This window comes from uncultured Aliiroseovarius sp. (assembly GCF_947492455.1).
Taxonomy (GTDB): Bacteria; Pseudomonadota; Alphaproteobacteria; order Rhodobacterales; family Rhodobacteraceae; genus Aliiroseovarius.
In genome coordinates this window covers 217,466-241,867 of the sequence record NZ_CANLNB010000004.1, presented here as the reverse complement: position 1 = coordinate 241,867, position 24,402 = coordinate 217,466, and the positions used below count along the sequence as shown (strand labels likewise).

The 24,402-nt window shown below is 59.2% G+C and carries 26 protein-coding genes; 13 read left to right on the top strand and 13 right to left on the bottom strand.

Annotated elements, in window-relative coordinates:
- Window positions 1-34: 34 nt before the first annotated feature.
- The 3 genes from Q0677_RS11110 to fliF are packed head-to-tail and all read right to left on the bottom strand — an operon-like array spanning window position 35 to window position 2,581.
- Window positions 35-325, bottom strand: a complete 291-nt coding sequence (locus Q0677_RS11110) for a FliM/FliN family flagellar motor C-terminal domain-containing protein (RefSeq protein ID WP_298909704.1) — start codon at window positions 323-325, stop codon at window positions 35-37.
- Entirely contained in the window at window positions 318-944 is a 627-nt protein-coding gene (locus Q0677_RS11105) for a flagellar biosynthesis protein (protein WP_298909702.1), read from the bottom strand. The genes Q0677_RS11110 and Q0677_RS11105 overlap by 8 nt, the downstream gene beginning before the upstream one ends.
- The gene (gene fliF, locus Q0677_RS11100; protein ID WP_298909699.1) at window positions 941-2,581 is read right to left on the bottom strand and encodes a flagellar basal-body MS-ring/collar protein FliF; all 1,641 of its coding nucleotides are present in this window, start codon (window positions 2,579-2,581) and stop codon (window positions 941-943) included. Before fliF ends, Q0677_RS11105 begins: the two co-directional genes overlap by 4 nt.
- A 127-nt stretch (window positions 2,582-2,708) precedes the next feature.
- Between fliF and Q0677_RS11095 the strand changes: the two genes are divergently transcribed.
- From Q0677_RS11095 to Q0677_RS11035, 13 genes are all read left to right on the top strand, one after another.
- On the top strand, window positions 2,709-3,209 hold the full coding sequence (locus tag Q0677_RS11095; protein ID WP_298909697.1) for a flagellar basal body-associated protein FliL: 501 nt from the start codon (window positions 2,709-2,711) through the stop codon (window positions 3,207-3,209).
- A gap of 11 nt (window positions 3,210-3,220) precedes the next feature.
- On the top strand, window positions 3,221-3,646 hold the full coding sequence (locus tag Q0677_RS11090) for a hypothetical protein (RefSeq protein WP_298909694.1): 426 nt from the start codon (window positions 3,221-3,223) through the stop codon (window positions 3,644-3,646).
- On the top strand, window positions 3,643-4,248 hold the full coding sequence (locus Q0677_RS11085) for a hypothetical protein (protein ID WP_298909691.1): 606 nt from the start codon (window positions 3,643-3,645) through the stop codon (window positions 4,246-4,248). Before Q0677_RS11090 ends, Q0677_RS11085 begins: the two co-directional genes overlap by 4 nt.
- Window positions 4,249-4,319: 71 nt before the next feature.
- The gene (gene motA / locus Q0677_RS11080; RefSeq protein WP_282181576.1) at window positions 4,320-5,189 is read left to right on the top strand and encodes a flagellar motor stator protein MotA; all 870 of its coding nucleotides are present in this window, start codon (window positions 4,320-4,322) and stop codon (window positions 5,187-5,189) included.
- Between the two features lie 35 nt (window positions 5,190-5,224).
- Window positions 5,225-7,381: a hypothetical protein gene (locus Q0677_RS11075; protein WP_298909686.1), complete on the top strand. Its 2,157-nt coding sequence runs from the start codon at window positions 5,225-5,227 to the stop codon at window positions 7,379-7,381.
- Window positions 7,382-7,573: 192 nt separating this feature from the next.
- The gene (gene flhA / locus Q0677_RS11070; RefSeq protein ID WP_298909685.1) at window positions 7,574-9,652 is read left to right on the top strand and encodes a flagellar biosynthesis protein FlhA; all 2,079 of its coding nucleotides are present in this window, start codon (window positions 7,574-7,576) and stop codon (window positions 9,650-9,652) included.
- Window positions 9,649-10,422, top strand: coding sequence for a flagellar biosynthetic protein FliR (locus Q0677_RS11065; RefSeq protein WP_298909683.1), 774 nt, complete (start codon window positions 9,649-9,651; stop codon window positions 10,420-10,422). The genes flhA and Q0677_RS11065 overlap by 4 nt, the downstream gene beginning before the upstream one ends.
- Window positions 10,422-11,510 (top strand): flagellar biosynthesis protein FlhB, encoded by a 1,089-nt coding sequence (locus tag Q0677_RS11060; RefSeq protein WP_298909680.1) that lies wholly within the window; start codon window positions 10,422-10,424, stop codon window positions 11,508-11,510. Before Q0677_RS11065 ends, Q0677_RS11060 begins: the two co-directional genes overlap by 1 nt.
- Window position 11,511: 1 nt before the next feature.
- The gene (locus tag Q0677_RS11055; protein ID WP_298909677.1) at window positions 11,512-11,901 is read left to right on the top strand and encodes a hypothetical protein; all 390 of its coding nucleotides are present in this window, start codon (window positions 11,512-11,514) and stop codon (window positions 11,899-11,901) included.
- 121 nt (window positions 11,902-12,022) lie between these two features.
- Window positions 12,023-12,661, top strand: a complete 639-nt coding sequence (locus tag Q0677_RS11050) for a 50S ribosomal protein L25/general stress protein Ctc (RefSeq protein WP_298909675.1) — start codon at window positions 12,023-12,025, stop codon at window positions 12,659-12,661.
- A 240-nt stretch (window positions 12,662-12,901) separates the two neighbouring features.
- The gene (gene pth / locus Q0677_RS11045; RefSeq protein ID WP_298909672.1) at window positions 12,902-13,615 is read left to right on the top strand and encodes an aminoacyl-tRNA hydrolase; all 714 of its coding nucleotides are present in this window, start codon (window positions 12,902-12,904) and stop codon (window positions 13,613-13,615) included.
- Entirely contained in the window at window positions 13,612-14,634 is a 1,023-nt protein-coding gene (locus Q0677_RS11040; RefSeq protein WP_298909669.1) for a DUF2332 domain-containing protein, read from the top strand. The genes pth and Q0677_RS11040 overlap by 4 nt, the downstream gene beginning before the upstream one ends.
- 22 nt (window positions 14,635-14,656) lie before the next feature.
- Window positions 14,657-15,820 (top strand): serine hydrolase, encoded by a 1,164-nt coding sequence (locus Q0677_RS11035; protein ID WP_298909666.1) that lies wholly within the window; start codon window positions 14,657-14,659, stop codon window positions 15,818-15,820.
- Between the two features lie 61 nt (window positions 15,821-15,881).
- Here the strand turns inward: Q0677_RS11035 and trpB are convergent, their stop codons facing one another.
- From trpB to aroA, 10 genes are all read right to left on the bottom strand, one after another.
- Window positions 15,882-17,129 carry a tryptophan synthase subunit beta gene (trpB, locus tag Q0677_RS11030; protein WP_298909663.1) on the bottom strand — a complete coding sequence of 416 codons (1,248 nt, stop codon included), beginning with the start codon at window positions 17,127-17,129 and terminating at the stop codon, window positions 15,882-15,884.
- 102 nt (window positions 17,130-17,231) lie between these two features.
- Window positions 17,232-17,879: a phosphoribosylanthranilate isomerase gene (locus tag Q0677_RS11025; protein ID WP_298909660.1), complete on the bottom strand. Its 648-nt coding sequence runs from the start codon at window positions 17,877-17,879 to the stop codon at window positions 17,232-17,234.
- 5 nt (window positions 17,880-17,884) lie between these two features.
- Complete coding sequence (locus tag Q0677_RS11020) at window positions 17,885-18,235, bottom strand: lipopolysaccharide assembly LapA domain-containing protein (RefSeq protein ID WP_133489326.1); 351 nt, start codon at window positions 18,233-18,235, stop codon at window positions 17,885-17,887.
- A gap of 9 nt (window positions 18,236-18,244) precedes the next feature.
- Window positions 18,245-18,526 carry an integration host factor subunit beta gene (gene ihfB, locus Q0677_RS11015; RefSeq protein ID WP_142851987.1) on the bottom strand — a complete coding sequence of 94 codons (282 nt, stop codon included), beginning with the start codon at window positions 18,524-18,526 and terminating at the stop codon, window positions 18,245-18,247.
- Window positions 18,527-18,802: 276 nt separating this feature from the next.
- Window positions 18,803-20,488 (bottom strand): 30S ribosomal protein S1, encoded by a 1,686-nt coding sequence (rpsA, locus tag Q0677_RS11010; RefSeq protein ID WP_298909655.1) that lies wholly within the window; start codon window positions 20,486-20,488, stop codon window positions 18,803-18,805.
- 201 nt (window positions 20,489-20,689) lie between these two features.
- The gene (locus Q0677_RS11005) at window positions 20,690-21,226 is read right to left on the bottom strand and encodes a hypothetical protein (RefSeq protein ID WP_298909653.1); all 537 of its coding nucleotides are present in this window, start codon (window positions 21,224-21,226) and stop codon (window positions 20,690-20,692) included.
- A 100-nt stretch (window positions 21,227-21,326) separates the two neighbouring features.
- Complete coding sequence (locus tag Q0677_RS11000; protein WP_298909651.1) at window positions 21,327-21,839, bottom strand: hypothetical protein; 513 nt, start codon at window positions 21,837-21,839, stop codon at window positions 21,327-21,329.
- Window positions 21,840-21,901: 62 nt separating this feature from the next.
- Window positions 21,902-22,507 carry a (d)CMP kinase gene (gene cmk, locus Q0677_RS10995; protein WP_298909649.1) on the bottom strand — a complete coding sequence of 202 codons (606 nt, stop codon included), beginning with the start codon at window positions 22,505-22,507 and terminating at the stop codon, window positions 21,902-21,904.
- Between the two features lie 5 nt (window positions 22,508-22,512).
- Window positions 22,513-23,025, bottom strand: a complete 513-nt coding sequence (locus tag Q0677_RS10990) for a hypothetical protein (protein ID WP_298909647.1) — start codon at window positions 23,023-23,025, stop codon at window positions 22,513-22,515.
- Complete coding sequence (gene aroA, locus Q0677_RS10985) at window positions 23,022-24,374, bottom strand: 3-phosphoshikimate 1-carboxyvinyltransferase (protein ID WP_133489315.1); 1,353 nt, start codon at window positions 24,372-24,374, stop codon at window positions 23,022-23,024. Before aroA ends, Q0677_RS10990 begins: the two co-directional genes overlap by 4 nt.
- Window positions 24,375-24,402: the final 28 nt, after the last annotated feature.

The window sequence follows — 24,402 nt, the reverse complement described above, 5'->3', positions numbered from 1 at the left end:
CAGCACAGCCCGGTCATCCACCCGCGCATCTGCGTCAGAGCCCCGTTTTCAGATCAACCAGCTTGGTTAACCGCACCGCGATCTGCCCGTTGGGATCGCCCTCGACCTCTTGCAGCTCGCCCTGCGCGATTAGTCTGTCGCCCACGTAAAGATCCACCGGATCCTCGATCCGTTTGTCTAGCGCTAGCACATCGTCCTGCTTCAGCTGCAACAGCTCTTTCACCGTTGGGCGCGCCACGCCGACCGAGATCGTGACCTCGATCGGGACGCGGGCAAAGGGGCTTGCTTCGGTTTCAAGTTCGGGTTGGGAAATGGGGTCAGCCATGGTCAAATGCCTTCTCGTTCACATGATAGAGCGCGCCAACAGCGTCCGAGATGCGCGCCACGACGCCGGACAGATCAACGCTGCATTCGCTTTCGCCAGAGCGCAGATAGATCTGCCCATCGGGAAGCGTATCTTTCTCGACAATTTCAAACGGAACCGCGCCAGCATCCTGCAGAAATGCCTCGAGCGTCGGGCGCGTTCCCGGCGACACCAGCACATCAATCGGCGTGTCCGCCATTTCCGCAGCCATCGGCATCATGACCTCGGCTACGATTGGACCGATGGCCTGTTCCAGCGCCTTGGGAAGAACCACGTCTAGCATCTGGGTCAAGAGCGGCTCGAGCGTGGACAGAACGTGACTGCGCGCTTCCTGAAAGGTGAAGCCCAAATCCTCGAGGTTGCGGGCAAATTCGGTTTGAAGGCGCGCGTTTTCCTCGGTCATGGACTTTGTCGCATCATCCCATCCAGACTGATAGCCGGTCTCGTAGCCTTCAAGCCGACGTGCCTCTAGCTGAATCTCAAGATCCGCGCGGGTCAGGGTGATCTGTGCGCTGGCCTCCTGATGCGTGGGCGCGTTCAGCACGTCCCCGAAATCTTCTAGCGCATATCGCATGCTCATCCGGTTGCCTCCTCGTCTTCTTCCATCCATCCGCGCAGGATCTCGACCGTTTCAGCCTGACGCTCCGAAATCAGATCCCGCAGGCGCTGAACAGGATCGGTGTCAGGTTCCGCACCCGCAGTCATCGCGGGCAATGCGTTCTGCGGCGTGTTGTCGGCCACCAGGGCTTGGGGCAAAGCATCTGTGATCGGAGCCTCGGCCACATTTCCTGCAGCCTCAGCCAAGGCGAGGCCACTCTCAGGCGCACCCGGTGCCGGCAGGCTGCCAGCAGCTTCGATCGCAGGCAGCTCGGCCTGAGCGCTGAGCATAGGACGCAGGACAAACAGCCCGAGGCCCAGTGTGACAATCGCCAAAATGGCAAGTTTGATCACCGACATGACGTCAATGCTTGCGGTGTTGAACAGGCCTGATGCCGGGTCACTTCCCGCGGCGGGTACGGGCTCGAACTCCATGGTTTTCAGTGTAATGACATCGCCGCGTGCTTCGTTAAATCCAACTGCACCGGCGACCAGTTCGCGCAGGCTTTGCAGCTCTTCCTCGGGGCGCGGCGCCCATTCTACGGTCCCGTCCTCGGCCGTTGTGCGAATCCCGTCGACCAGCACCGCAACCGTCAGGCGCTTCACCGCCCCCGGGGCCTTCAGGATCTCGCGCGTCGTTTCGGACACTTCATAGTTTACAAGTTCGCGCGTTTCAGAGGTGTTCGAGGATGACGATCCACCGCCATTCGCACCGTCACCGTCCGGCAAGTTCGAGGCAACACTGACCCCGCCTGCCTCGCTGTCATTGGCGGCGTTCGAGCTTTCCGAAGTGTCCGTCGACACCGCCACGCGGCCCTCAGGATCAAACCGGCGCTCGCGAATCTGCTCTTGCTCGGTGGCGGTTTCCAGGTTCAGCTCGACCACAGCATTGCCGAACCCGACACGGGCCTCCAACAGACGCTCGACATTCTGCTTCAGGCGCTCGGCTTGATCCAATGCAGCAGCCGTTCCGCCCGTCGCAGGATCCTGCCCGCCCATCAGACCAGCGCGACTGTCGATCACGGAAACCTTTTCCGGCGACAAACCCGGCACCGCCGAGGCCACCAGAAACTTAAAGGCTTTGATTTGTGCCGCAGGCAGCGTTCCGCTGGCCGTCGTCAGCGTCACAGATGCAGACGGTTCGTTGCGCTGGCGAAACTGCCGGGACGATGTGTTTGCAATATGAACGCGCGCGTTGCGCACCATCGGGCTGGCCACGATCGTGCGCGCCAGCTCGCCTTCTTTCGCGCGCCAATAAGCGGCATCAAACATCTGCGACGTGGTGCCAAAACCGCTTAGCCCGTCCAGCAGCTCATATCCTTTCCCGGAATTCGCAGGCAGCCCTTCACTGGCCAAGGTCATCCGCAATGCATCACGATGTGCCGCATCCACAAAGATCGAATCGCCGCGGATTTCATAGGCGACGTTGCGCCCTTCCAGGGCCTGCACGATCTCGCCCGCGGCGCCACTTTCCAGCCCCGCATAAAGCAGGGTTAATTGCGTGCGCGTCGCCATGCGGGACAGGCCGATAATCGCTAAAAACATGGCCAAGGTCGCGGCGATCACAATGGCCCGTTTCCGTAGGTCCATCGCCCCCCAAACCGAGATCAATTGCTGCAAGACGTAACTCCTTATCCGAGCGGGCTTCTACCCCCGTCATGTCAATCCGTTTTCCCTGATCGGCCTTAATAATTGGTTAGTGCCCGTCGGTTTAAATCAGCGCAGTGAAATTGGATTCGAGGATCACATGTCAAACGCGGACATCACGGCAGAAGCCGCGGAAGAAGAGGCTCCGGCCAAGAAATCCAAGAAGGGTCTGGTGATCGGGCTGGTTGGGGCGCTTTTGTTAGGCGGCGGTGGCTTCTATGCGACCTACGCCGGGCTGATTGGCGGACATTCCGAACCAGGGGTCGAAGAAGAGCCCGTTGTGGAAGCGGTGGAGCTTCCCGCGGTCAGCTTTGTAGAGCTGGACCCACTTGTCATCTCGCTTGGCTCGAACGCACGCAATCGCCACCTGCGCTTCCGCGCATCGCTCGAGGTTGAGCCCGCCTATGAAGAGGATGTGATCACGCTGAAACCCCGCGTGGTCGACGTGTTGAATGCCTACCTGCGCGCGGTGGATACGGCGATGCTGGAAGACCCGCATTCACTGGTGAAGTTACGCGCCCAGATGCTGCGCCGGATCCAACTGGTTACCGGCGAGGGGCGCGTGCGCAACCTTTTGATCCTCGAATTCGTCCTAAACTAGGGAGCAAGGACATGGACTTGATCGCAGACATCATCCTTGGGCTTGGGGCGTTCGGCGCCGCTGTGTATTGCCTGATCCTGTCGCGCCGACTGAAGCGTTTCAACAACCTGCGGGATGGTATGGGCGGAGCCGTCGCCGTGCTAAGCGCGCAGGTCGACGACATGACGAAAACGCTTGATCATGCACAGTCTGCTGCGGGTGAAAGCGCGGCGGTTCTAACAGAGTTGACCGAACGGGCCGAGGCCTCGGCGCGCAAACTGGAACTGATGATGGCCAGCTTGCATGACCTGCCTGATCCGGCGGCCCAGCAACCTGCCGCTCCGCCCTCAGACACGCAACCGCAAGCTGGCTTTGCCTCAACGCGACCCGCCGATCCAGCGCCCAATCCCGACATTCCGGTCTTCCTGCGTCATGGCTTTATGGAGGCTGCGGAATGAGTTCTTCAACCACGAAAACCAAACCGCGCGCGCGTCTGCGCACACGTGGGATCCTTGTTCTCATTGCCGCTGCCTTGGCAACATCGGGCATCTTGCGGCTTGGCCCTGCAACGGCAGCTTTCGCCGAAGACCTATCGGAACTTCTGTCGGGCACGTCGGCGGATCAAAGAGATGAGATCCCGACCCCGAAGCCGCAGGATGTGGCGATCGTCCTGGCCGCGCTGCAAGACCGCGAGGCCCTGTTAGAGGAGCGCGAAACCAGGCTGGCGCAACGGCTTGAGGCACTGAACCTCGCGGAAGAGCGCGTGTCGTCGAAACTGCAGGAATTGACCAAAGCCGAAGAAACGCTTGCCGCAACCATGGCCATGGCCAAGACCGCCGCAGCTGACGACCTATCGCGGCTCACGACGCTCTATGAAAACATGAAGCCCAAGCAGGCGATCCCTTTGTTCGAAGCCATGGATCCCGAATTCGCCGCTGGCTTTATCGCCCAGATGAAACCGGCGAATGCAGCACAGATCATGGCCGGTCTGGACCCCCAGATTTCCTATGCCATCAGCGTTGTTCTAGCCGGACGAAATGCCGCTGCCCCGACCCAGTGAGCCAATAATCAGAAATTAACCCGTCCGTGCGATGACTGGGATGTTCAGGCTTGAGTTAGCAAAGGTGCGTCATGATTGGTTTCGTTGGTATTGCCCTGATCTTCGTCATGGTTTTCGGTGGTTATCTTGCCGCGGGTGGCAAGATGGGGATCATCCTGAAATCACTTCCGTTCGAATTTACCATGATCGGGGGGGCTGCCGCAGGAGCGTTTGTTATCTCGAATGACATGGCGTCGATCAAACACACGATCAAAGACGTGAAGAAGGTCTTCAAGGGGCCGAAATGGAAGCCGGAGGACTACCGTGATCTGCTGTGTTTACTGTTCGAACTGATCCGCCAGGCGCGACAGAATGCAGTTGCCTTGGAAGAACATATTGAAGCCCCGGACGACAGCCCGATCTTCCAGCGCTACCCCAATATCCTTGCCGACAAGGAAGCGATCGAACTGATCTGTGATACGCTGCGATCAGCGTCCATGAACTACGATGATCCTCATCAGGTGGAAGAGGTTCTGGAAAAGCGGATGGAAGCTAATCTGCATCACGCCCTGCACTCCAGTCACGCCCTGCAATCCATGGCCGACGGCCTTCCCGCACTGGGCATTGTTGCTGCTGTTCTTGGCGTGATCAAAACCATGGGATCCATCGACCAACCGCCCGAGATCTTGGGTAAGATGATTGGCGGCGCGCTTGTCGGAACGTTTTTGGGGGTGTTTCTGGCCTATGGCTTGGTCGGACCATTTTCGGCCAAAGTGAAATCTGTGACCGAGGAAGAGGCGCATTTCTACCAGCTCATTCGCGAAGTGCTGGTTGCCAACCTCTACAACCATTCGGTCAATATTTGCATCGAAGTCGGGCGCCAGAACACGCCTGGCTCTCATCGCCCCAGTTTCACCGATCTTGAAGAAGCCTTGAAAGAAATCAAGAAAGCCGCAGCATGAGGAGAGGGCTTCCATATTTGGCGGCCATCTGCTTGATGGCTTTCCCAGCACAGGCACGGGACATCGTCGTTCGTTCTGGCGAACATGACGGGTTCACACGTTTGGTGGTTTATCTCGACCAACAAGACACCTTCGACATCTCGAATACTGACGATGGGTATCTGCTGGCAATGCCATCAGGTGTTGCGGGCCTTGACCTGTCGCGTGCGTTTGATTTGATCGACCGTACACGCATTCAAGATCTTTCCACGACTGACGGCAGTGAGCTTTCCATTCAGCTCGGGTGTGACTGCCACCTTAAAGAGTTTCGCTTATCAACCGGAGAGCTGGTGATCGACATTATCGATGGCCCTGACCCAGACAGCGGGCAAGAACCTGAACCCCAATTCGTTTCCAACGCATCAGCCATCCCCGTCGAACAGCAACGCGCCAGCTTGCCATTGTTCAACCCGCCCGAGGAGTCCAGCGAGTTGACCGACACGCGAGAAGAGCCTTCGGACGATACGCTCGTTGAGGCAACCACCGCGACAAACGAAACGCCAAAGGTCGACCGGCAGGCGCTCCTGACGCAGCTTTCGCGCGCTGCGTCTCAAGGTCTGATTGAGGCCAACATAACTCCACCAGACATCCCACAGATCACGGCGCCCCCAGACACGGAAGAGGGAAAACCGAAGCCGACACCGCACCACACGCCCGAACAACACGTCCGCATGCAAACTGCGGTCAAGCAGGCACGTGCCGGACAGTCAGGCCCAGATCATTCGACGGATACAAGCCACGCCTGCCTGCCTGACGAACAATTCGACATCGCACAGTGGGGTACCTATACGACGCACACCAATGCACCGGTCGTTGAGACCTCCAACTTCTTGGGCGAGTTTGACCGCCCAAACACAGTTCTGCTCGTGTCGCATATTCGCCAGCAAATCTACATGACCTTCGGGCTTGAAGCGCTGCAGCTGCTGGAAAACTATGGCGACAACCTGGGAGATGGCGCCATCCTTCGCATGATGGCTGAAGTTGTCGAATACGGAGAGGCCAAGTCTCACGCAGATTTCGCATCGCAACTTCTGTGTAATACCCGCGGCGCCCTTTGGGCTGCGCTTGCGCAGCCATCCCTTCAGGAACGCTTAAACATAAATGCCGCTCTTCGAAGCTTTTCTGAGCTCCCACCCCATCTGCGCGCGCACCTTGCTCCGATTCTTGCCAGAAAACTCCTGAATTCAGGACGCGTCGACGCGGCCATCGAAGTCCGCAATATTGCAGCGCGGTCTGGACATCCGAAGTCGGGCGAGGCAGCCATCTTGGACGCCCGCATCAACCTCGAGAACGGCCACACAGAAAAGGCCGAACAAGAGCTCTCGGACACAGTGCAAACCGCTCTCACGCACACACAGCCCGCGATCTCGGCGCTAATTGAAAGCAAATTGCGGGAAGGTACGGGAATCTCGGATCAAGAACTGACTTTACTTACTTCAGTTGCTTTCGAACATCAGGGAAGTGCGGACGGCGCTGCACTCCGACAGCTCCAAATACGCGCACTTTTGCACATGGGGCGTTTCGCATCAGCCTTCTCTGAGATGGACGGACTGTCATCGGGGACCAATCATGACGAACTGCTCGAGGAAGCTGGCCACTATCTCGTAACGCTAGGATCAGATGCTGAGTTTCTGACATACAGTCTGGCTCGGGGCGACTGGGGAAACACTTCGGCGGCCATGCGGTTGAAAATGGCAGAGCGTTTGAGTGCGTTGGGGTTCCACGAACAGGCAAGACGACATGTCTTGTCAGGCAACGATACGCCCAGCAGATCCGCACGTGAGTTTCTGGCGAAACTGGCGCTTTTGCAAAATAAACCGAAAGTGGCATTCGGATATCTTGCGGGTTTGGACAGCGACACCGCTTTGTCCCTGCAGGAAGCGGCCTTGAGGCAAAGCGCGATGTTCGACGTCGACACAAACTCAGAACCCATCGTAAGACATTCATCCGAAATTTTACACGGCCTGAACACTGCAGAGCATCCGATCCCCTCATCGATTCAAACAGTTCTGGCATCAGAACGCCTCATGCCGCCGCTCGGCATCGAGACCGATTTGGGGACCTATCAGGGCATTCTGGATGACAGTGATGAAATCCGCGCAGCATTGGGCGAGCTGTTAGAGATCATCCCGCCCGTCGATGGCAGCAAGTAACCGATCGTTAAGCGTACCTCACTAAGCTGACGTGGAACTTAGCAGCAAGAATTGCGCGACGATGTATATGCTTGGCACCTCTGACAAACGATGCGAACTAGATTTGCCAGTTCGTGCTCTACAAAGACACCACTACAGGTCGGTGCAGTTGATCTGTCGGCAGCAATCCATCTCAGCGGGTTGTTGGCAAAGATGAAAAACCTCCAAGGCGTCTTCCGTCCCACCATTCTGCTTGCGCTCGCCTTGATGGCGATCATCGTGATGATGATCCTGCCAATGCCAGCTTGGGTGCTGGATCTGGGCCTCGCTGCGTCCTTTGCTCTGGCCATTTTGATGTTCACAGTCACGCTGTTTATCGAACGTCCGCTGGATTTCTCGGCCTTCCCCACGGTACTGCTTGCGTCATTGATGCTTAGGCTGTCTTTGAACGTCTCATCCACCAAGCTCATTATCGGGAATGGGCACACCGGCACCTCAGCTGCGGGCAGCGTCATCGAAGGGTTTGCCAGTTTCGTCATGGGTGGCAGCATTCTGCTGGGATTGGTCGTCTTCTGTGTGCTGCTGATCGTCAACTTTATCGTCATTACCAAAGGCGCAACCCGCATGGCCGAAGTCGGTGCTCGCTTTGCGTTGGACGGCATGCCCGGAAAACAGCTCGCTATCGACAGCGACATGTCCGCGGGTGCTATCGACCACGCCGAAGCGAAGGCGCGGCGCGAGCGCGAGCAGGCCGAAACAACATTCTTCGGGTCCCTTGATGGCGCGTCGAAATTCGTAAAAGGGGACGCCGTCGCTGGGCTTCTGATCACCTTTCTGAACCTCGTCATGGGATTGATCATAGGAGTTGTGATCCATGGCATGGACTTGTCTGCGGCCTTCCAGACCTACGCCATTCTGACAGTCGGTGACGGGCTGGTCACACAAATTCCAGCCGTGATTATTTCGATCGCTTCGGCACTATTGCTAGCACGCGGGGGAACCTCGGGGTCCACAGATCTTGCTCTCTTCTCGCAATTTGGAAAGCACCCCTCGGCCCTTGCCACAGTGGCGTTCCTGATGGGGCTCTTCGGGTTGGTCCCCGGTCTTCCCTTTGTGCCGTTCATCTTGGGGGCGATCGCCTTGGGAACCGCATCTTGGTGGGCCGCGAAGCAACAAGAAGCTGCAAACGCGTCAAACGCCCACGAACTGCAAGAAGACATTCCTGAAACGCCTAATGAAAGCATCGGCGACATCCTCGATTTGGACGATATCCATGTGGAGTTTGCACCCGACCTTGTCGCAATGGTTTTGGATCCGGCCACGGGATTGGACGCCCGCATTTCCAGCATTCGCAATCACACGGCCAGTGCCTTTGGTCTGATCCTGCCTGAGATTCGACTGACTGATAACGGGTCGCTTCCAGCGGGCACCTATACGATTAAAATTCAAGGGGTTGAGCAAGCCCGCAATCGTCTGATGCCTGACAAGGCGCTGATCATCCTCAGCGGGGACGACGCCCTTCTGCCCGAAGGGGAAGATGTGTTGGAGCCCGTCTATCAAGCCCCCGCGCGTTGGATTGCGGATGGCGACCAAGAACAGGCGGCACTGGCTGGGTGCGCCGTGGTTTCACCCACCGAAGTTTTGGCCACCCACCTGCTGGAAGTCATGAAGCAGAACTTCCCGCGCCTGCTGGGCCTGAAGGCACTGCGCCGGTTGCTGGACGAATTTGTGAACCTCTCGGATCCTGCGCGGGCTGAGGCCAATCGCCGGCTGCTGGACGAGCTGGTTCCAGATAAGGTCCCGCTTGATCTGCTGCATTCAGTATTGCGCCTGCTGCTGGAAGAGCGTGTCTCCATCCGCAACCTACCCGTCATCTTGGAAAGCGTGGCAGAAGCACGCCCCGTCTTCGGAACCCCCGAGGCCATCTGCGATCATGTGCGTCAAAGACTGAACTTCCAACTGCTGGCCGAGTTGAAACGCGAGGATGGCACCATCCCGCTGGTGCAGTTGGCCCCTGAATGGGAGGCCTGTTTTCAGTCCCATCAACTCGATCCAGACCGAGGCGAAGTCGCCCTCCCACCGGAAGAGTTCAATCGCTTGGCCAACGCCGTGGCAGACAAGATCGCACGGGCGGGCGAAACCGGGATCTATCCCGCGGTCGTCACCTCATCCCGCAGACGCCGGTTCTTGCGGACGGTCCTGTCCGCCAAGGGCATTGCAAACCCCGTCCTCTCATTCGAAGAAATCGGGACCGAGGCCCGCCCGTCGCTGGTTGGTTTGGTGCCCGCATGAACGAACAGCTCGCCCAGATCATGGCACAGTCTCAGGCGTTTTTCATGCTGGGCTTTGTGGTGTTTCTGCGCGTGGGTGCAGCGATGGCACTTCTGCCTGCTTTCGGCGAAACCATGGTGCCCGTACGGGTGCGGCTGTTTCTGGGGCTTGCCTTTACCGTGATCGTTGCCCCCGCTGTCGCGCCCACCATAAACACCTCGGTCGAAGGGCTCAGCTCGCCGATCTACTTGATGAGCGAACCGATTGTCGGGCTTGGATTCGGGATCGTCCTGCGCCTGATGATCATGGCCTTGCAGATCGCGGGCAGCATCGCGGCGCAGTCCACATCGCTTGCGCAACTGATGGGGGGCAACAATTCGGACCCGCAGCCTGCCATCGGACACGTCCTGACGATCTCGGGGCTGGCCTTGGCCGCGATGCTAGGTCTGCATGTGCGGATCGTCGAGGGATTTATCCTTTCGTATCAAGTCTTTCCCGTTGGCGGGCTGCCGGACCCACAGGGATTTTCCGATTGGGGTATCATGCACGTCGCACGAAGCTTCGGCTTTGCCTTTGCGCTGGCGGCACCCTTCGTGATCGTTTCGCTGCTCTATAACGTGGCCCTTGGCGTCATCAACCGCGCCATGCCGCAATTGATGGTCGCCTTTGTCGGTGCGCCAGCTATTACCGCGGGCGGCTTGATCTTGCTGGCCCTGACAGCGCCCGTGTTGCTCCCCATCTGGCAACGCGCATTCGAGGCGCTGTTGCTCAACCCGTTCGGAGGCTGGTGATGGCCGGTGAAGACGACGACAGCAAGCAACACGAACCAACCCAAAAGAAACTGGACGACGCCCGAAAACGCGGCGAGGTCGCAAGGTCCTCGGATCTGAACACCGCGATGTCCTACTTGGTCCTCTTGCTGCTGGCGTCGGCTGTCGGGGCGTCCACAATGACCGGGCTGGGGAGCGTATTCGCGTCGATGTTGGAACGCTCGGACCAGCTTGCGCAAAACGCCTTTCAGGGCAGCGGAGGCCCCGTGCTGGCAAACGCCGTCACGTCGATCGCCTGGCACCTGACGCCGTGGCTGCTGATGCCGATGGCGGCCGTGCTCGGCCTGACTGTGGTGACCCGCAGCTTCGTGGTCTCGCCGGAAAAGCTGATGCCAAAACTGAACCGGATTTCGCCGCTATCGAATGCCAAGAACAAGTTCGGACGATCCGGCCTGTTCGAGTTCTTCAAAAGCTTCGTGAAACTGTCGATCTACAGCGTCATTCTGGGCATTTTCATCTGGATCAACCTGCCCGAGATGCTGGCGGCTCTTGCCCTAAATCCCGGCATGGTGTCGGTGTTGCTGCTTGAGCTCTCGGTCGAGTTTTTCGCCATCGTTCTGCTGGTTGCCTTGGTCATCGGCGGGATCGACTTCCTGTGGCAAAAGCAAGAGCACCTGCGAAAGAACCGCATGTCCCACAAAGAGCTGATGGATGAGATCAAGCAAAACGAAGGCGATCCGCATATGAAGGGACAGCGGCGCCAAAAAGCCTATGACATCGCGACCAACCAGATGCTGCAGGATGTTCCCGATGCCGATGTGATCGTCGTAAACCCGACCCACTATGCGGTGGCACTGAAATGGTCGCGCCTGCCGGGCGAGGCCCCAGTCTGTGTTGCCAAAGGCGTGGACGAAATCGCCGCCCGTATCCGCGAAGTTGCCTCGGAAAACGGCGTCCCAATCCATCGCGATCCCCCCACCGCACGCGCTCTGCATGCCACGGTCGAAATCGGGCAGGAAGTGCCGCCCGATCAGTATCAGGCCGTCGCCGCCGCCATCCGCTTTTCCGAAAACATGCGCCAGCGCGCGAAGAATTCGCTAAGGACTTAAGATGGCGGACCCGCTTTCCCAGCTGACCGACCTGACGGCCCTGCAACTGGACCGCGCGATGGCCGAGCTTTCGGCCACTGCCGCAAAAGTCGCAGCACTGGAACACCAGATTGCTGATTTGAGGTCACGATTAAGCCAGCTACCCGGCTTGGACCCTGAAACCGGCCTCAATCCCGCGCTTTCCAGCGGGCATTTCGATCAGTGGCAAAAGCAGGCGCGAACCCGTCTGGGCCAGTTGAATATCCAACTCGCCCAAGCCCGCGCTGCACATGAAGAGCGAATGGCAGACACCCGGCTCGCCTTCGGGCGCAACGCCGCTTTAGTAGCAATTCAAGCCAAAAAGGCTGCCGAGGCCCGCGACCTGCGGCGCAGACGCGTGGAACACCAATAAAACCACGGCAAAACCGCATAAATCCCTTTTCAACGGACCCGATCCGGTCTATAGGCACGGCTTCATTGCGGGGCTTACACCCTTGGAGGATTCCCGCACTTATTAGATATGGAGAAAACCAATGGCACGTGAGATTCCGAATCTTGAAGCCACGGTACGTACGGGGACAGGCAAGGGGGCCGCTCGTCAAGCTCGCCGCGAAGGCCAGGTACCGGGTATCGTATACGGTGGTGGCGCAGACCCGCTCGCCATCAACATCCCCTTCAACGAGCTGTTCAAAAAGCTGAAGGCCGGTCGTTTCTTGTCGACCCTGTGGAACCTGAAAATCGACGGTCAGGAAGATGTCCGCGTGATCTGCCGCAACGTACAGCGTGACGTTGTCAAAGACCTGCCGACCCACCTGGACCTGATGCGCCTGCGCCGCACCAGCCGGATCAGCCTGTTCATTCACGTTGAGTTCGTGAACGAAGAAGAAGCCCCCGGCCTGAAGCGCGGTGGTGTTCTGACTGTTGTCCGTCCGGAAGTTGAACTGAACGTTCTGGCTGGCGAAATCCCCGAGCAGATCGTTGTTGATCTGGCTGGCAAAGACGTCGGCGACGTCATCCACATCTCGGATGTGACCCTGCCGTCGGGCGCCAAGCCCACCGTTGACCGTGACTTCGTCATCGCCAACATCTCGGCTCCCAGCTCGCTGCGTTCGTCGGATGACGGTGACGCCGGTGAGGACGCTGGTGAAGAAGAAGCCGCTGCAGAAGAATAAGCATCACCTGAAAAGGTTTTGTGAAACGGGATCCTTCGGGGTCCCGTTTTTGTTTTGGTCTTTCGCCATTCAATCTTCGGGAATTTCCCGCGTCAAACCATTCAGCGCGACGTACAGCATACTGCTCTCTTTGGAGGACCGGTCACATGTTGCTGTTTGCCACGCATGATCAGGCCAAGTAGATTACCGAAAATGATAATTTCGGGTTCAGGTCCCGATGTCCAGAAGGAATGATGGCACATGAAATTGTTTGTCGGGCTGGGGAATCCGGGGGCAAAATACGCGGGCAATCGGCACAATATCGGCTTCATGGCGGTTGATCGCATTGCCGAGGATCACGGCTTTGCCCCGTGGCGCGGCAAATTTCAGGGCAGCGTCAGCGAGGGCAAACTGGGATCCGAGAAGGTCATCCTGCTGCGCCCCGAGACCTTCATGAACCTGTCCGGCCAATCCGTGGGCGAGGCGATGCGGTTCTACAAGCTGACGCCGGACGACGTGATCGTGTTCCATGACGAGCTAGATCTGGCCCCCGGCAAGTGCCGGGTCAAAACGGGCGGAGGTCACGCGGGCCACAACGGGCTGCGCTCAATCCACGCGCATATCGGGGCGGATTATCATCGGGTTCGCATGGGCATTGGTCACCCCGGCAACAAGGCGGCGGTGGCGGGCTTTGTGCTGCGCGATTTCGCAAAAGCGGATCAGGAGTGGCTGGATGATGTACTGCGCGGCTGTGCAGACGGGGCCGCGGATTTGGCGGCAGGCGACAGTGGGAAGTTCATGAACGCGATTGGGCGGCGTGTGAACCCGCCCCGCTCTTCGGGGGGGTCTGCACCGGATGCTGCGCCGAAGTCCAAGAAGAAGGAACCGCCGCAGCCCAAACCGAAACCCGCGCCAGAACCCACACAAGAAGACACGCGCAGCCCGCTGCAAAAGCTGATGGACAAGTTCTCGTGACCCTGCGCGACGCGTTTGAGGTTCAGGCAGACAACAACGAACGGCTGGACAGCCCGTTCACGGCGCGTGTGTTGCGCATTGCGGGCGCGAAATTGCATCCCGGCACGCCGCTGACCGATCGCATGTTCGACTGGGAGGGCAATGTTGGCGCCTTCGGACAGTCTCTGCCCCTACGGTTTCTGGCTGGGCTGCATGCGCTGGTTCTGACCGGTGACTGCCCCGCGCTGGTGGCAATCTATCCGCCGAACCCCGCCCCCAGCGATGACCAGATCGCCGAGGCCCTTCGGGTCGCCATTCAGGATCACGCGGACACGTTGGACCGCTGGCTCGACCTGCCGCCGCAAACCAACGAGGTGCGCCGCGCTGCGGTGATGGTGGCCGCAGGGCATTGGCTGGCGGACCAGTACAAACTGCCGATGCGCGTCTATGAGCTTGGCGCCAGCGCCGGGCTGAACTTGATGTGGGATCAATTCGCGCTTCAGGCGGGCGACACACGATTGGGCCCAAAGGACGCACCGGTTCTGCTGACGCCCGAGTGGCGCGGAGACCTGCCCGCAGGCCCCCTGCCCCATGTGTTGTCCCGGCGTGGGGTTGATCTGATGCCGATGGACATCACGGACCCAGACGACCTGCTGCGCATGTCATCCTATCTGTGGGCCGACCAGCCCGAACGGTTGGCGCGCAGCAAAGCCGCAGCCGCGATCTTTGACGCACAAGTGGATCGGAGCGACGCGGCCGCGTGGCTGGAGGCACAGCTGCAGAACGCCGCGCCCGATCATCTGACCCTGATCTATCACACCATCGCGTGGCAGTACTTCCCCACTGACACCCAAAGCCGCTGTTTGGCGGCCATCGAGGCCGCCGCACAGCGCGGGCCCATCGCGCATCTGTCGATGGAGGCGGACGACCGCCAAGGCGAAGGCGCGGCCATCACCTTGAGCCTTTGGCCCGAGGGGCGGAAGTTGACGCTTGGTCGTGTAGATTTTCATGGACGTTGGGTGGATTGGTCGGCACCTTGATCTTCGAAAAATCGGAGATCCTATGCGTAAAGTCCTGAAATTCCTGCCCCGCGCCGCCCTTGTCCTGATCGTGCTTCTGGTCCTTGTAGGTGTCTGGAAGCGCGAACAAATCACGCGACTTTTGGCCGTAAACTCTCTGTTTTCGGAAGAGAAGATCGTGGGCAACTTTTCCAACATGGACAGCGCGTTCCTGACGCGCAGCATGTCGCGGGGGGATGGGCCGGTCACCCCGCTGCCTATTGGGGAAAACTGGGCGCCAGATGCGGCGGTCAACACCTGGATCAAGGACCGTGCGGTCACAGGGTTGGTGGTTCTGAAAGACGGGCAGCTGCGTCACGAAAGCTATTACCTTGGCACCGGGCCGAAGGATCGCCGGATCAGTTGGTCGATGGCGAAAAGCTATATTTCTGCGCTGATCGGGATTGTGCTGGATCGGGGGGATATCGCGTCGCTGGACGATCCGGTCGTGCAATATGCACCTGCTCTGAAGGGCAGCGCTTATGATGGGGCGAGCATTCGCAACGTGCTGAACATGGCCTCAGGCGTGGTGTTTGACGAGGACTATCTGGACTTCAATTCGGACATCAACCGCATGGGCCGCGTGCTCGCGCTGGGGCGGTCGATGGATCAGTTTACGGCAGGACTGCAGGAGAGTTTCGCGCCTGCGGGGAAGACATGGCAGTACGTGTCCATCGACACCCATGTGATCGGCATGGTGGTGCGAGGTGCAGCTGGCCGTCCCATTCCCGAGCTGCTGCAAGAGCACGTCATCGCCCCCATGGGTCTTGAGGCGGATCCGTATTACCTGACCGACGGCTACGGTGTTGCCTTCGTCTTGGGTGGGCTGAACCTGACAACCCGCGACTATGCCCGCTTTGGCGAGATGTTCCGGCAGGACGGCATCTGGAACGGCCAACAGATCGTCCCTGCAGACTGGATTGCGGCCTCAACCCGCCCCTCAGCCCCGACTGCCCCCGGCAAAGAGCAATACGGCTATCAGTGGTGGATGGCCCCGGACGCGACTGAGGGCGAATATTACGCCCGCGGCATCTATGGCCAATACATCTACATCGACAAAGCGCGCGGCGTGGTGATTGCCTTGAACAGCGCGGATCGCGGTTTTCGGGGCGACGGCGTAAACGATCAGAACATCGCCATGTTCCGGCGCATCGCGGCGGAGCTGTAGGCCTAAACGGAAACGGGCCGCCCACTCTGGACGGCCCGGCATTCGTTTGAAACGTTGCGGATCAATCCGCGTCGCGGCCTTCCGTATCGGACATGTCAAAGCCCAGATACTTGGCGACGGTGAAGATGTCTTTGTCGCCGCGTCCGCACATGTTCATGCAGATGATGTGATCTTTCGGCAGCGTCGGCGCGATTTTCGTGACATGCGCAAGCGCGTGGCAGGGTTCCAGCGCGGGGATGATCCCCTCGGTCGAGCAGCACAGCTGGAACGCGTCCAGCGCTTCCTTGTCGGTGATCGCCACATACTCGGCGCGACCGATCTCGTGCAGCCAGCTGTGTTCCGGCCCGATACCCGGATAGTCCAGACCGGCCGAGATCGAGTAGCCATCCAGGATCTGCCCGTCATCGTCCTGCAGCAGGAAGGTGCGGTTGCCGTGCAGCACGCCGGGGCGACCGCCGGTCAGAGACGCACAGTGCTCCATCTTGTCATTCACGCCCTTGCCGCCGGCTTCAACGCCAATGATGTTGACGTTCTTGTCGTCAAGGAACGGGTAGAACAGGCCGATCGCGTTCGAGCCGCCACCGATAGCCGCGATGATCGTGTCGGGCAGACGGCCCTCGGCCTTCATCATCTGCTCTTTGGTTTCCTTGCCAATGATCGACTGGAAGTCGCGGACCATCGCCGGATAGGGGTGCGGACCTGCCGCGGTGCCAATGCAATAGAACGTGTCGGCCACATTCGTCACCCAGTCACGAAGCGCGTCGTTCATGGCGTCTTTCAGCGTGCCACGACCACTTTCGACGGCCACAACCTCGGCCCCCAACAGGCGCATGCGGAACACGTTCGGGGCCTGACGCTGGACGTCATGGGCACCCATGTAAACGATGCATTTCAGACCGAACTTGGCGCAGACAGTGGCCGTAGCAACGCCGTGCTGCCCGGCACCGGTTTCCGCAATGATGCGGGTCTTGCCCATGCGGCGGGCCAATAGGATCTGGCCCAGCACGTTGTTGATCTTGTGCGCGCCGGTGTGGTTCAGCTCGTCGCGCTTCATATAAACCTTGGCGCCGCCCAGATGCTCGGTCAGGCCTTCAGCGAAGTAAAGCGGGCTGGGGCGACCAACATAGTGGGTCCACAGATCGTTCATCTCGGCCCAGAAACTGTCGTCGGTCTTGGCTTTCTCGTATTCGGCCTCGAGGTCGAGGATCAGCGGCATCAGTGTCTCGGACACAAAGCGTCCGCCAAAGTCGCCAAACCGGCCTTTTTCATCCGGACCGTTCATGAAGCTGTTAAAAAGATCGTTGGCCATGGTGCCCCCCGCTCTGCGCATTTCACACCTGCATAGATTGGGGGGACGTGGTTTTCCAGCGGTTTTTAGACCCTACGCGCGTCCTTTGCGTCGCGCGCGGGGTTAGTCCTTGGCCGCATGCGCGTTGGACACAAAGGCGCGCATCAAGGCCGCGTCCTTCACACCCGGTGCACTTTCCACGCCCGAGGACACATCCACCTGTTTGGCACCTGTCAGGCGGATCGCCTCGGCCACGTTGTCAGCGGTCAGGCCACCGGCCAGCATCCACGGGCACGGCCAGTATTTGCGCTGCACCAAACGCCAGTCGAAAGGAACACCATTGCCGCCGGGCAGGTCCGCACCCTTGGGGGCCTTCGCGTCGATCAGAAGCTGATCCGCCACCCCCGCGTAGCGTTCGATCTGGGCGACATCATCCGGCCCGGCAATGCCGATCGCCTTGATCACAGGCAGGCCAAAACGTGCCTTAACCTCGGCCACGCGTTCCGGGCTTTCCGAGCCGTGCAGCTGGATCATGTCGGTGGTCGTGCCGTTCACGATCTCTTCAATCCCGGCATCGTCCATGTTCACCACAAGCGCAACCTTGGCCACGCCCATGGGGACGTCCAGCATCAGCGCGGCGGCCTGTTCGACCGTGACCGAACGCGGGCTTTTGGGAAAGAAGTTGAACCCGATATAGCGTGCGCCTGCCTCGACAGCAGCCGCAAGCTGTTCGGGGTCCTTCAACCCGCAGATCTTTACCGAAATGCTCATAGTCTTCAGCTGGTCTTGTCCAGCAATGCCAGCACGTCGTCGCCGGTGCGGGCCTTGGGCTCGCGCAGGGTTTTCACCTCGCGCGCCAGCTGGTCGCGTTCGCGGCGATGGCGCGCACCTTCCGCGCGCAGCTTGTGTTCACGCAGCCATTCCCAGACAAAGCCAAGCAGGATCCCTGCCACGACGCTGCCGAAAATGATCACAAAAAGCGGAAGGGTGATGGACCAGCTCCACCCCAGAAAACCCGACAGCTCGCCGGGTAGGATGTTCAACGTCACGCTGCCGCGATTGGCCAGCGCCACCGTGATTAACACAACACCAAGTGCCGCCAGAAAGGCGTAACGGATGTACCGCATTTGGACCTCTTATTTGCCGTTCAGTCGATCCCGCAACAGCTTGCCGGTCTTGAAAAACGGAACGTGCTTCTCTTCGACTTCCACCGACTCACCCGTGCGCGGATTACGTCCGATACGAGCATCTCTTTTCTTCACCGAAAATGCGCCAAAGCCGCGCAGTTCGACCCGATCGCCACGGGCCATGGCTTCAATGATCTCTTCGAAAATGGTGTTCACAATGCGCTCAACGTCACGCTGATAGAGGTGCGGGTTTTCATCCGCGATCTTCTGGATCAGTTCAGACCGGATCATTCTGGTCCCCCCAAATTGGCCTATCTAATGGATTTTGCATCCTTATTCTGTCCGAGTATAGGAGCAAACCAGCGCCCTGCATACAAGTCTTAGGTTAGAACTTGGGGGAATTTAAACGGATTTCAGCCGTTTTCTGCGCGAAAAAACCAATGCTGCAAATGCACATCGTTTCCGCCTTGGAAACGCCCACCGATGATCGACGTGATTCGCTGTGCCTGAAAACAGAACGGCCCCACGCATCGCGCAGGGCCGTTCCAGAATTTATGACGCGAGGACTTAGTCCTGCTTCAGAGCGGCGCCCAGGATATCACCCAGCGATGCACCCGAATCCGACGAACCATACTGTTCTACGGCTTCTTTCTCTTCTGCGATTTCGCGGGCTTTGATCGACAGACCCAGACGACGCGACTTCGAGTCGACGTTGGTCACGCGTACGTCGACCTTGTCGCCGATGCCGAAACGCTCGGGGCGCTGTTCAGCACGGTCACGCGACAGGTCCGAACGACGGATGAACGACTTCATGCCTTCGTATTCGACCTCAACGCCGCCATCTTCGATCGCGGTCACTTCAACAGTGATGATCGAGCCACGCTTCACGCCGCCAACGGCTTCTGCGAAGGGGTCACCGTCCAGGGCTTTGATCGACAGCGAGATACGCTCTTTGTCGGTGTCAACTTCCGAAACAACGGCTTTGACAACGTCGCCCTTCTTGAAGTTCTGGATGGCGTCTTCGCCACGCTCGTCCCACGAGATGTCCGACAGGTGAACCATGCCGTCGATTTCGCCGTCGAGACCAATGAACAGACCGAATTCGGTGATGTTCTTGACTTCGCCTTCGACCTCGGTGCCCTCGGGGTGGGTTTCTGCAAACACTTCCCACGGGTTGCGCATGGTCTGCTTCAGGCCCAGCGATACGCGACGCTTGGCGCCGTCGATTTCCAGAACCATGACTTCGACTTCTTGCGAGGTCGACACGATCTTGCCGGGGTGTACGTTCTTCTTAGTCCACGACATTTCGGATACGTGCACCAGACCTTCGACACCGGGCTCCAGCTCGACGAATGCACCGTAGTCGGTGATGTTGGTCACGCGGCCAGTGTGCACCGATTCCAGCGGGTACTTGGCAGCAACCAGATCCCACGGATCGTCTTGCAGCTGCTTCATGCCCAGGCTGATGCGGTGGGTTTCTTTGTTGATCTTGATGACCTGAACCTTGATGGTTTCGCCGATCGTCAGGATCTCGGACGGGTGGTTCACACGGCGCCATGCCATGTCGGTGACGTGCAGCAGGCCGTCAACGCCGCCCAGGTCAACGAACGCACCGTATTCGGTGATGTTCTTGACGACGCCGTCAACTGCTTGGCCTTCCGACAGGTTGCCGATGACTTCGGCACGCTGTTCGGCACGCGACTCTTCCAGGATAGCGCGACGCGATACAACGATGTTGCCACGGCGACGGTCCATTTTCAGGATCTGGAACGGCTGCTTCAGACCCATCAGCGGGCCAGCGTCACGTACGGGGCGTACGTCAACCTGCGAGCCGGGCAGGAACGCAACAGCGCCGCCCAGATCGACGGTGAAGCCGCCTTTAACGCGACCGAAGATCGCGCCTTCGACGCGTGCATCGTCTGCGTATGCTTTTTCCAGGCGGTCCCATGCTTCTTCACGGCGGGCCATCTCGCGCGAGATGACGGCTTCGCCGCGGGCGTTTTCAGCCGCGCGCAGGTAGACTTCCACTTCGTCGCCAACGGCGATTTCAGGGGCTTCACCCGGGTTTGCGAATTCTTTCAGATCAACGCGGCCTTCCATTTTGTAGCCTACGTCGATGATGGCTTGGCCAGCTTCAATAGCGATGACTTTACCTTTGACAACCGAACCCTCGTCCGGGGTGTCCATTTCGAAGCTTTCGTTAAGGAGGGCTTCGAATTCCTCCATGGTTGCGTTAGCCATGTGGCGTTTCATTCCTTTACAGTCATTTTCACGGGCCGAGCGGTTGTCTCCGCCGGTCTTGGATTTCCCAATTTGGTCAACAGGTTAGACGCAAAACAAAGAGGGCCGAAGCCTCGGCCCTGCTCGTTTTTCCCTGTGTCGCGGCAATTGCACCTTGTCGACAGGGCGGGATTTACGGGGATTCTGCCTGTAAATCAAGGGCATTCCACTTAACTACAGCGGGATGCCCCTCTTCTGAAGCTGCTCGATCAACTCTTGCTGCAAGGCGTTGCTGTCGCCCCCGCCGAACTGCACCCCGCCACCGGTGAAGGCCGTGCCAAAGCTTTGCGCGGCCACCACGGTTTGGGTCAGGCCTGACACGAACTGCCGGGTTTCAAGCGGAGACAGCGGGTGGATAAAGACCGACCAGATCTGCCCGCCCGCCACGGCGTAACGCGCATCCAGCACCGCATCAAAATTGGCCTGCAACATCCGCTGCATCAGCGCCTCGTCCATCGCGCCGGTGGGACCAATCCGCACCATCGCGCGCATCCGGTCTGCGGCTGGATCGGTGACCACGACCATCGGCACGCCCGCGATGACCAACTGGAACCCATTGCCCTGAGGCTGAAGCTCCGGATCAATCGCCGCCAATATCCGCCCGATCCGCTCGTAGGTCATGGGCGGCTCGCTTTGCTCTTGCGCAAGCGCGGGCAAATGACTGGCAATCGCCAGCATTGCAGCAAGGATCAGGGTTTTGCTACTTTGCATCGGGGCACCTCCGTACTATGCCCAGCATAGCCCGCGCCCGCGTCACATACGATGCACAGTGTGGTGAGGGGAATGTCAGCGTTTGGCTCTCTAGCAAAAGCTACTTTGAACACCAAGTAAACCGATCCGCAACTCTGAACCAAATCAAATACGGATCCTCGGAGACCGTAATCATTGCCCCTATCGGACAGTCCTCGTTCACATTTTCCAACGAGACAACGCCGGTCGAGAACAACCCTGGAGAAAGCACAGTAATATCAAGTGCCTTCTTCGGGATCCCTTCAAATCGGGAAGGGAGCTCCTCCATAAAGGTAAGCAACACCTCCGCGACCTCACCGCGCGTCAGCAACGTCTCACTCCAAGCCTGCTGAATACCACACGTAAGCTGTGTGTCGCCACGCCAACTCGCACGCTCGACCTTCACTGCAATCCATTGCGCATCGGGAGGCGAAAGGTACTCTGCAGAACGATGGCCACCAGAAAGGGGCCGAACTGGCTTCCAGTTGCGCACTTCAGGCAGACGTCCGCGCATGATTGCGTTCTCGCACACAGCAAGCGCCTCAAGCGCTTCGGTGGCGAACTGCTTGCCGCGCGCATCTGAGGTCTGGTTCAAAGACACAAAGCCCCAAGCCAGACACAAAAAACTAAAAATTAGTACAAAGGGGAGGTAGCGCCTCATCCAAATACGCTTTCGATCGTTGCCACGGCGGCAGCCACGGCATCCTCGATCGACAGGTCGGACGTGTCGATGATCACCGCGTCCTCGGCGGGTTTCAGCGGCGCCTCTTCCCGTTCGCTGTCGCGTTTGTCGCGGGCGATGACGTCGGCCAGCACTTGCGCGCGGGTCACGTCGTGATCCTTGGCGGACAGTTCCAAGAAACGACGCTCGGCGCGGACTTCGGCGCTGGCGGTGACGAAGAGCTTCACATCCGCACCCGGGCAAATCACGGTGCCAATGTCGCGCCCATCCAGTACCGCGCCGCCGTCGCGGGTTGCGAAATTACGCTGGAAGTCGACAAGTGCTGCGCGGACTTCGGCAATCACAGCGACTTTTGACGCTGCTTGCGCCACTTCGGGGGTACGCAGTTCGCCCTGCATGTCTGCTGGGGTCAAGGTCTTGGAGGCGTCAATCGGATCGGTGCCAGACAACGTCTTTGCACCAACGGCCCGGTACAGCAGTCCCGTATCCAGATGGGCAAATCCGAAATGTGCTGCGACCGCTTTGGAAATGGTTCCCTTGCCAGCTGCGGCGGGGCCGTCAATTGCAACGATGAATGTCATACCGATTATCCTTTCCATCGACGCCACATCATACCAACAACTCCGACAAGGAGTATGGTCAACGCGACGGTTACAAAGCCCGATTTCAACATGGTGAAAAGCGCCGCGACCGAGACCACTTCTTCATCAATGCCTTCCGCTCCCAGTCGCAAAAGATCCGCAACCGCACTGTTTTCGCTCCAGTCAAACACAGCGACCAGAACAGCCAGCACCGAAAACCCGACAGCCCACGTCTTTGCGAACAACAAGTGATAGGCCAAGATCAAAGAAAGGGCCATCAAACCGGGATAGAGCGTATCCAGCTTGTGCTGGACGCCCAAATAATGGGCCTGACCATCCTCGCTGAGGGCCGACAGAAACGCGCGCGCCTCTTCGGTGGTATATCCGCTTGGACGCAGGTCAAACGGCATCAACCCGTTCGCATCGCTCATGATGATCGGCAATGACCATAGCACCATCGTCAGATAGACCAGCAACATCAGGGCAAAGACCGCCCAGAATGCGCGTTTAAGGTTCATGAATTGTTGCGCACGATCTGCGCGCCAAGACCGGACATCAGAGGCTCGAACACCGGGAAGCTGGTGGCGATCGGGCCGCCATCGTCCAGATTGACGGGTTTCTGCGACGCAAAGCCCAAGCAGGCAAAGCTCATCGCGATGCGGTGGTCCAAAACGGTGGCAACGGTGCAGCCGCCGGGGACGCCATCAGGTCCAAGGCCCTCGACTGACCACCAATCTTCGCCTTCATCCACGGTCACACCTGCGGCGCGTAGACCCTTGGCCATCGCGTCGATCCGGTCGCTTTCCTTCACGCGCAGCTCGTGCACGCCGGGCATCTCGGTCTTGCCGGTGGCAAAGGACGCCACGACGGACAGGATCGGATATTCGTCGATCATCGAGGCGGCGCGTTCAGGCGGCACCACGATGCCCTTCATGTTGGGCGAGTATTTCGCACGCAGATCAGCAACGGGTTCGCCACCTTCGGTGCGTTTACTTTCGAAGGTCAGATTGGCGCCCATTTCTTGCAGGGTGTAGAACAGCCCCGCGCGCGTTGGGTTCAGGCCGATATTCGGCACCAGCACCTCGGACCCCGGCACGATCAACGCCGCACAGACCGGAAACGCGGCCGAGCTTGGATCGCGCGGGACGGTGATGGTTTGCGGTTTCAGTTCCGGCTGACCGGTCAGGGTGATTTTGTGGCCTTCGTCGGTCTCCTCGACGGTAATTTCGGCGCCAAAGCCTGCCAGCATACGTTCGGTATGGTCGCGGGTGGCTTCTTTTTCGATCACCACGGTCTTGCCCGGCACGTTCAGGCCCGCCAGCAGCACAGCCGATTTCACCTGCGCCGAGGCCATCGGCGTTGTGTAGGTCACGGCAACGGGTTCGCGCGCGCCAACGATGGTCATCGGGATGCGGCCACCCTCGCGGCCATAGCTTTGCGCACCGAACAGCGCGATCGGATCCGTCACACGACCCATTGGGCGCGAGCGCAGGGACGCATCGCCGGTGAAGGTCGCGGTGATCGGAGAGGTCGCCATCGCCCCCATGATCAGACGGACACCAGTGCCCGCGTTGCCGCAGTCGATCACATCCTCGGGTTCCGCAAAGCCGCCAACGCCAACGCCATTCACGCGCCATTCGCCATCGCCCAGACGTTCCACATCTGCACCAAAGGCCCGCATCGCGTCCGCCGTGCCCAGAACGTCTTCACCTTCCAGAAGGCCGGTAATGTGGGTCTCGCCCACCGCCATCGCGCCCAAGATCAGCGACCGGTGGCTGATTGACTTATCCCCCGGCACATTGGCCGTGCCCTTCAGCGGGCCGGATTTGCGGGCGGTCATGGGGATGGCGGGGCCGTGGCCGGACATGGGCGTTCTCCTTTAGTCTTGCAGCCCT

Bases quoted from the DNA above. Each gene is read 5' to 3' on its own strand.
- Q0677_RS11110 (WP_298909704.1), bottom strand. From the start codon at position 325: ATGGCTGACCCCATTTCCCAACCCGAACTTGAAACCGAAGCAAGCCCC.
- Q0677_RS11105 (WP_298909702.1), bottom strand. From the start codon at position 944: ATGAGCATGCGATATGCGCTAGAAGATTTCGGGGACGTGCTGAACGCG.
- Q0677_RS11095 (WP_298909697.1), top strand. From the start codon at position 2,709: ATGTCAAACGCGGACATCACGGCAGAAGCCGCGGAAGAAGAGGCTCCG.
- Q0677_RS11090 (WP_298909694.1), top strand. From the start codon at position 3,221: ATGGACTTGATCGCAGACATCATCCTTGGGCTTGGGGCGTTCGGCGCC.
- Q0677_RS11085 (WP_298909691.1), top strand. From the start codon at position 3,643: ATGAGTTCTTCAACCACGAAAACCAAACCGCGCGCGCGTCTGCGCACA.
- motA (WP_282181576.1), top strand. From the start codon at position 4,320: ATGATTGGTTTCGTTGGTATTGCCCTGATCTTCGTCATGGTTTTCGGT.
- Q0677_RS11075 (WP_298909686.1), top strand. From the start codon at position 5,225: ATGGCTTTCCCAGCACAGGCACGGGACATCGTCGTTCGTTCTGGCGAA.
- flhA (WP_298909685.1), top strand. From the start codon at position 7,574: ATGAAAAACCTCCAAGGCGTCTTCCGTCCCACCATTCTGCTTGCGCTC.
- Q0677_RS11065 (WP_298909683.1), top strand. From the start codon at position 9,649: ATGAACGAACAGCTCGCCCAGATCATGGCACAGTCTCAGGCGTTTTTC.
- Q0677_RS11060 (WP_298909680.1), top strand. From the start codon at position 10,422: ATGGCCGGTGAAGACGACGACAGCAAGCAACACGAACCAACCCAAAAG.
- Q0677_RS11055 (WP_298909677.1), top strand. From the start codon at position 11,512: ATGGCGGACCCGCTTTCCCAGCTGACCGACCTGACGGCCCTGCAACTG.
- Q0677_RS11050 (WP_298909675.1), top strand. From the start codon at position 12,023: ATGGCACGTGAGATTCCGAATCTTGAAGCCACGGTACGTACGGGGACA.
- pth (WP_298909672.1), top strand. From the start codon at position 12,902: ATGAAATTGTTTGTCGGGCTGGGGAATCCGGGGGCAAAATACGCGGGC.
- Q0677_RS11035 (WP_298909666.1), top strand. From the start codon at position 14,657: ATGCGTAAAGTCCTGAAATTCCTGCCCCGCGCCGCCCTTGTCCTGATC.
- trpB (WP_298909663.1), bottom strand. From the start codon at position 17,129: ATGGCCAACGATCTTTTTAACAGCTTCATGAACGGTCCGGATGAAAAA.
- Q0677_RS11025 (WP_298909660.1), bottom strand. From the start codon at position 17,879: ATGAGCATTTCGGTAAAGATCTGCGGGTTGAAGGACCCCGAACAGCTT.
- Q0677_RS11020 (WP_133489326.1), bottom strand. From the start codon at position 18,235: ATGCGGTACATCCGTTACGCCTTTCTGGCGGCACTTGGTGTTGTGTTA.
- ihfB (WP_142851987.1), bottom strand. From the start codon at position 18,526: ATGATCCGGTCTGAACTGATCCAGAAGATCGCGGATGAAAACCCGCAC.
- rpsA (WP_298909655.1), bottom strand. From the start codon at position 20,488: ATGAAACGCCACATGGCTAACGCAACCATGGAGGAATTCGAAGCCCTC.
- Q0677_RS11005 (WP_298909653.1), bottom strand. From the start codon at position 21,226: ATGCAAAGTAGCAAAACCCTGATCCTTGCTGCAATGCTGGCGATTGCC.
- cmk (WP_298909649.1), bottom strand. From the start codon at position 22,507: ATGACATTCATCGTTGCAATTGACGGCCCCGCCGCAGCTGGCAAGGGA.
- Q0677_RS10990 (WP_298909647.1), bottom strand. From the start codon at position 23,025: ATGAACCTTAAACGCGCATTCTGGGCGGTCTTTGCCCTGATGTTGCTG.
- aroA (WP_133489315.1), bottom strand. From the start codon at position 24,374: ATGTCCGGCCACGGCCCCGCCATCCCCATGACCGCCCGCAAATCCGGC.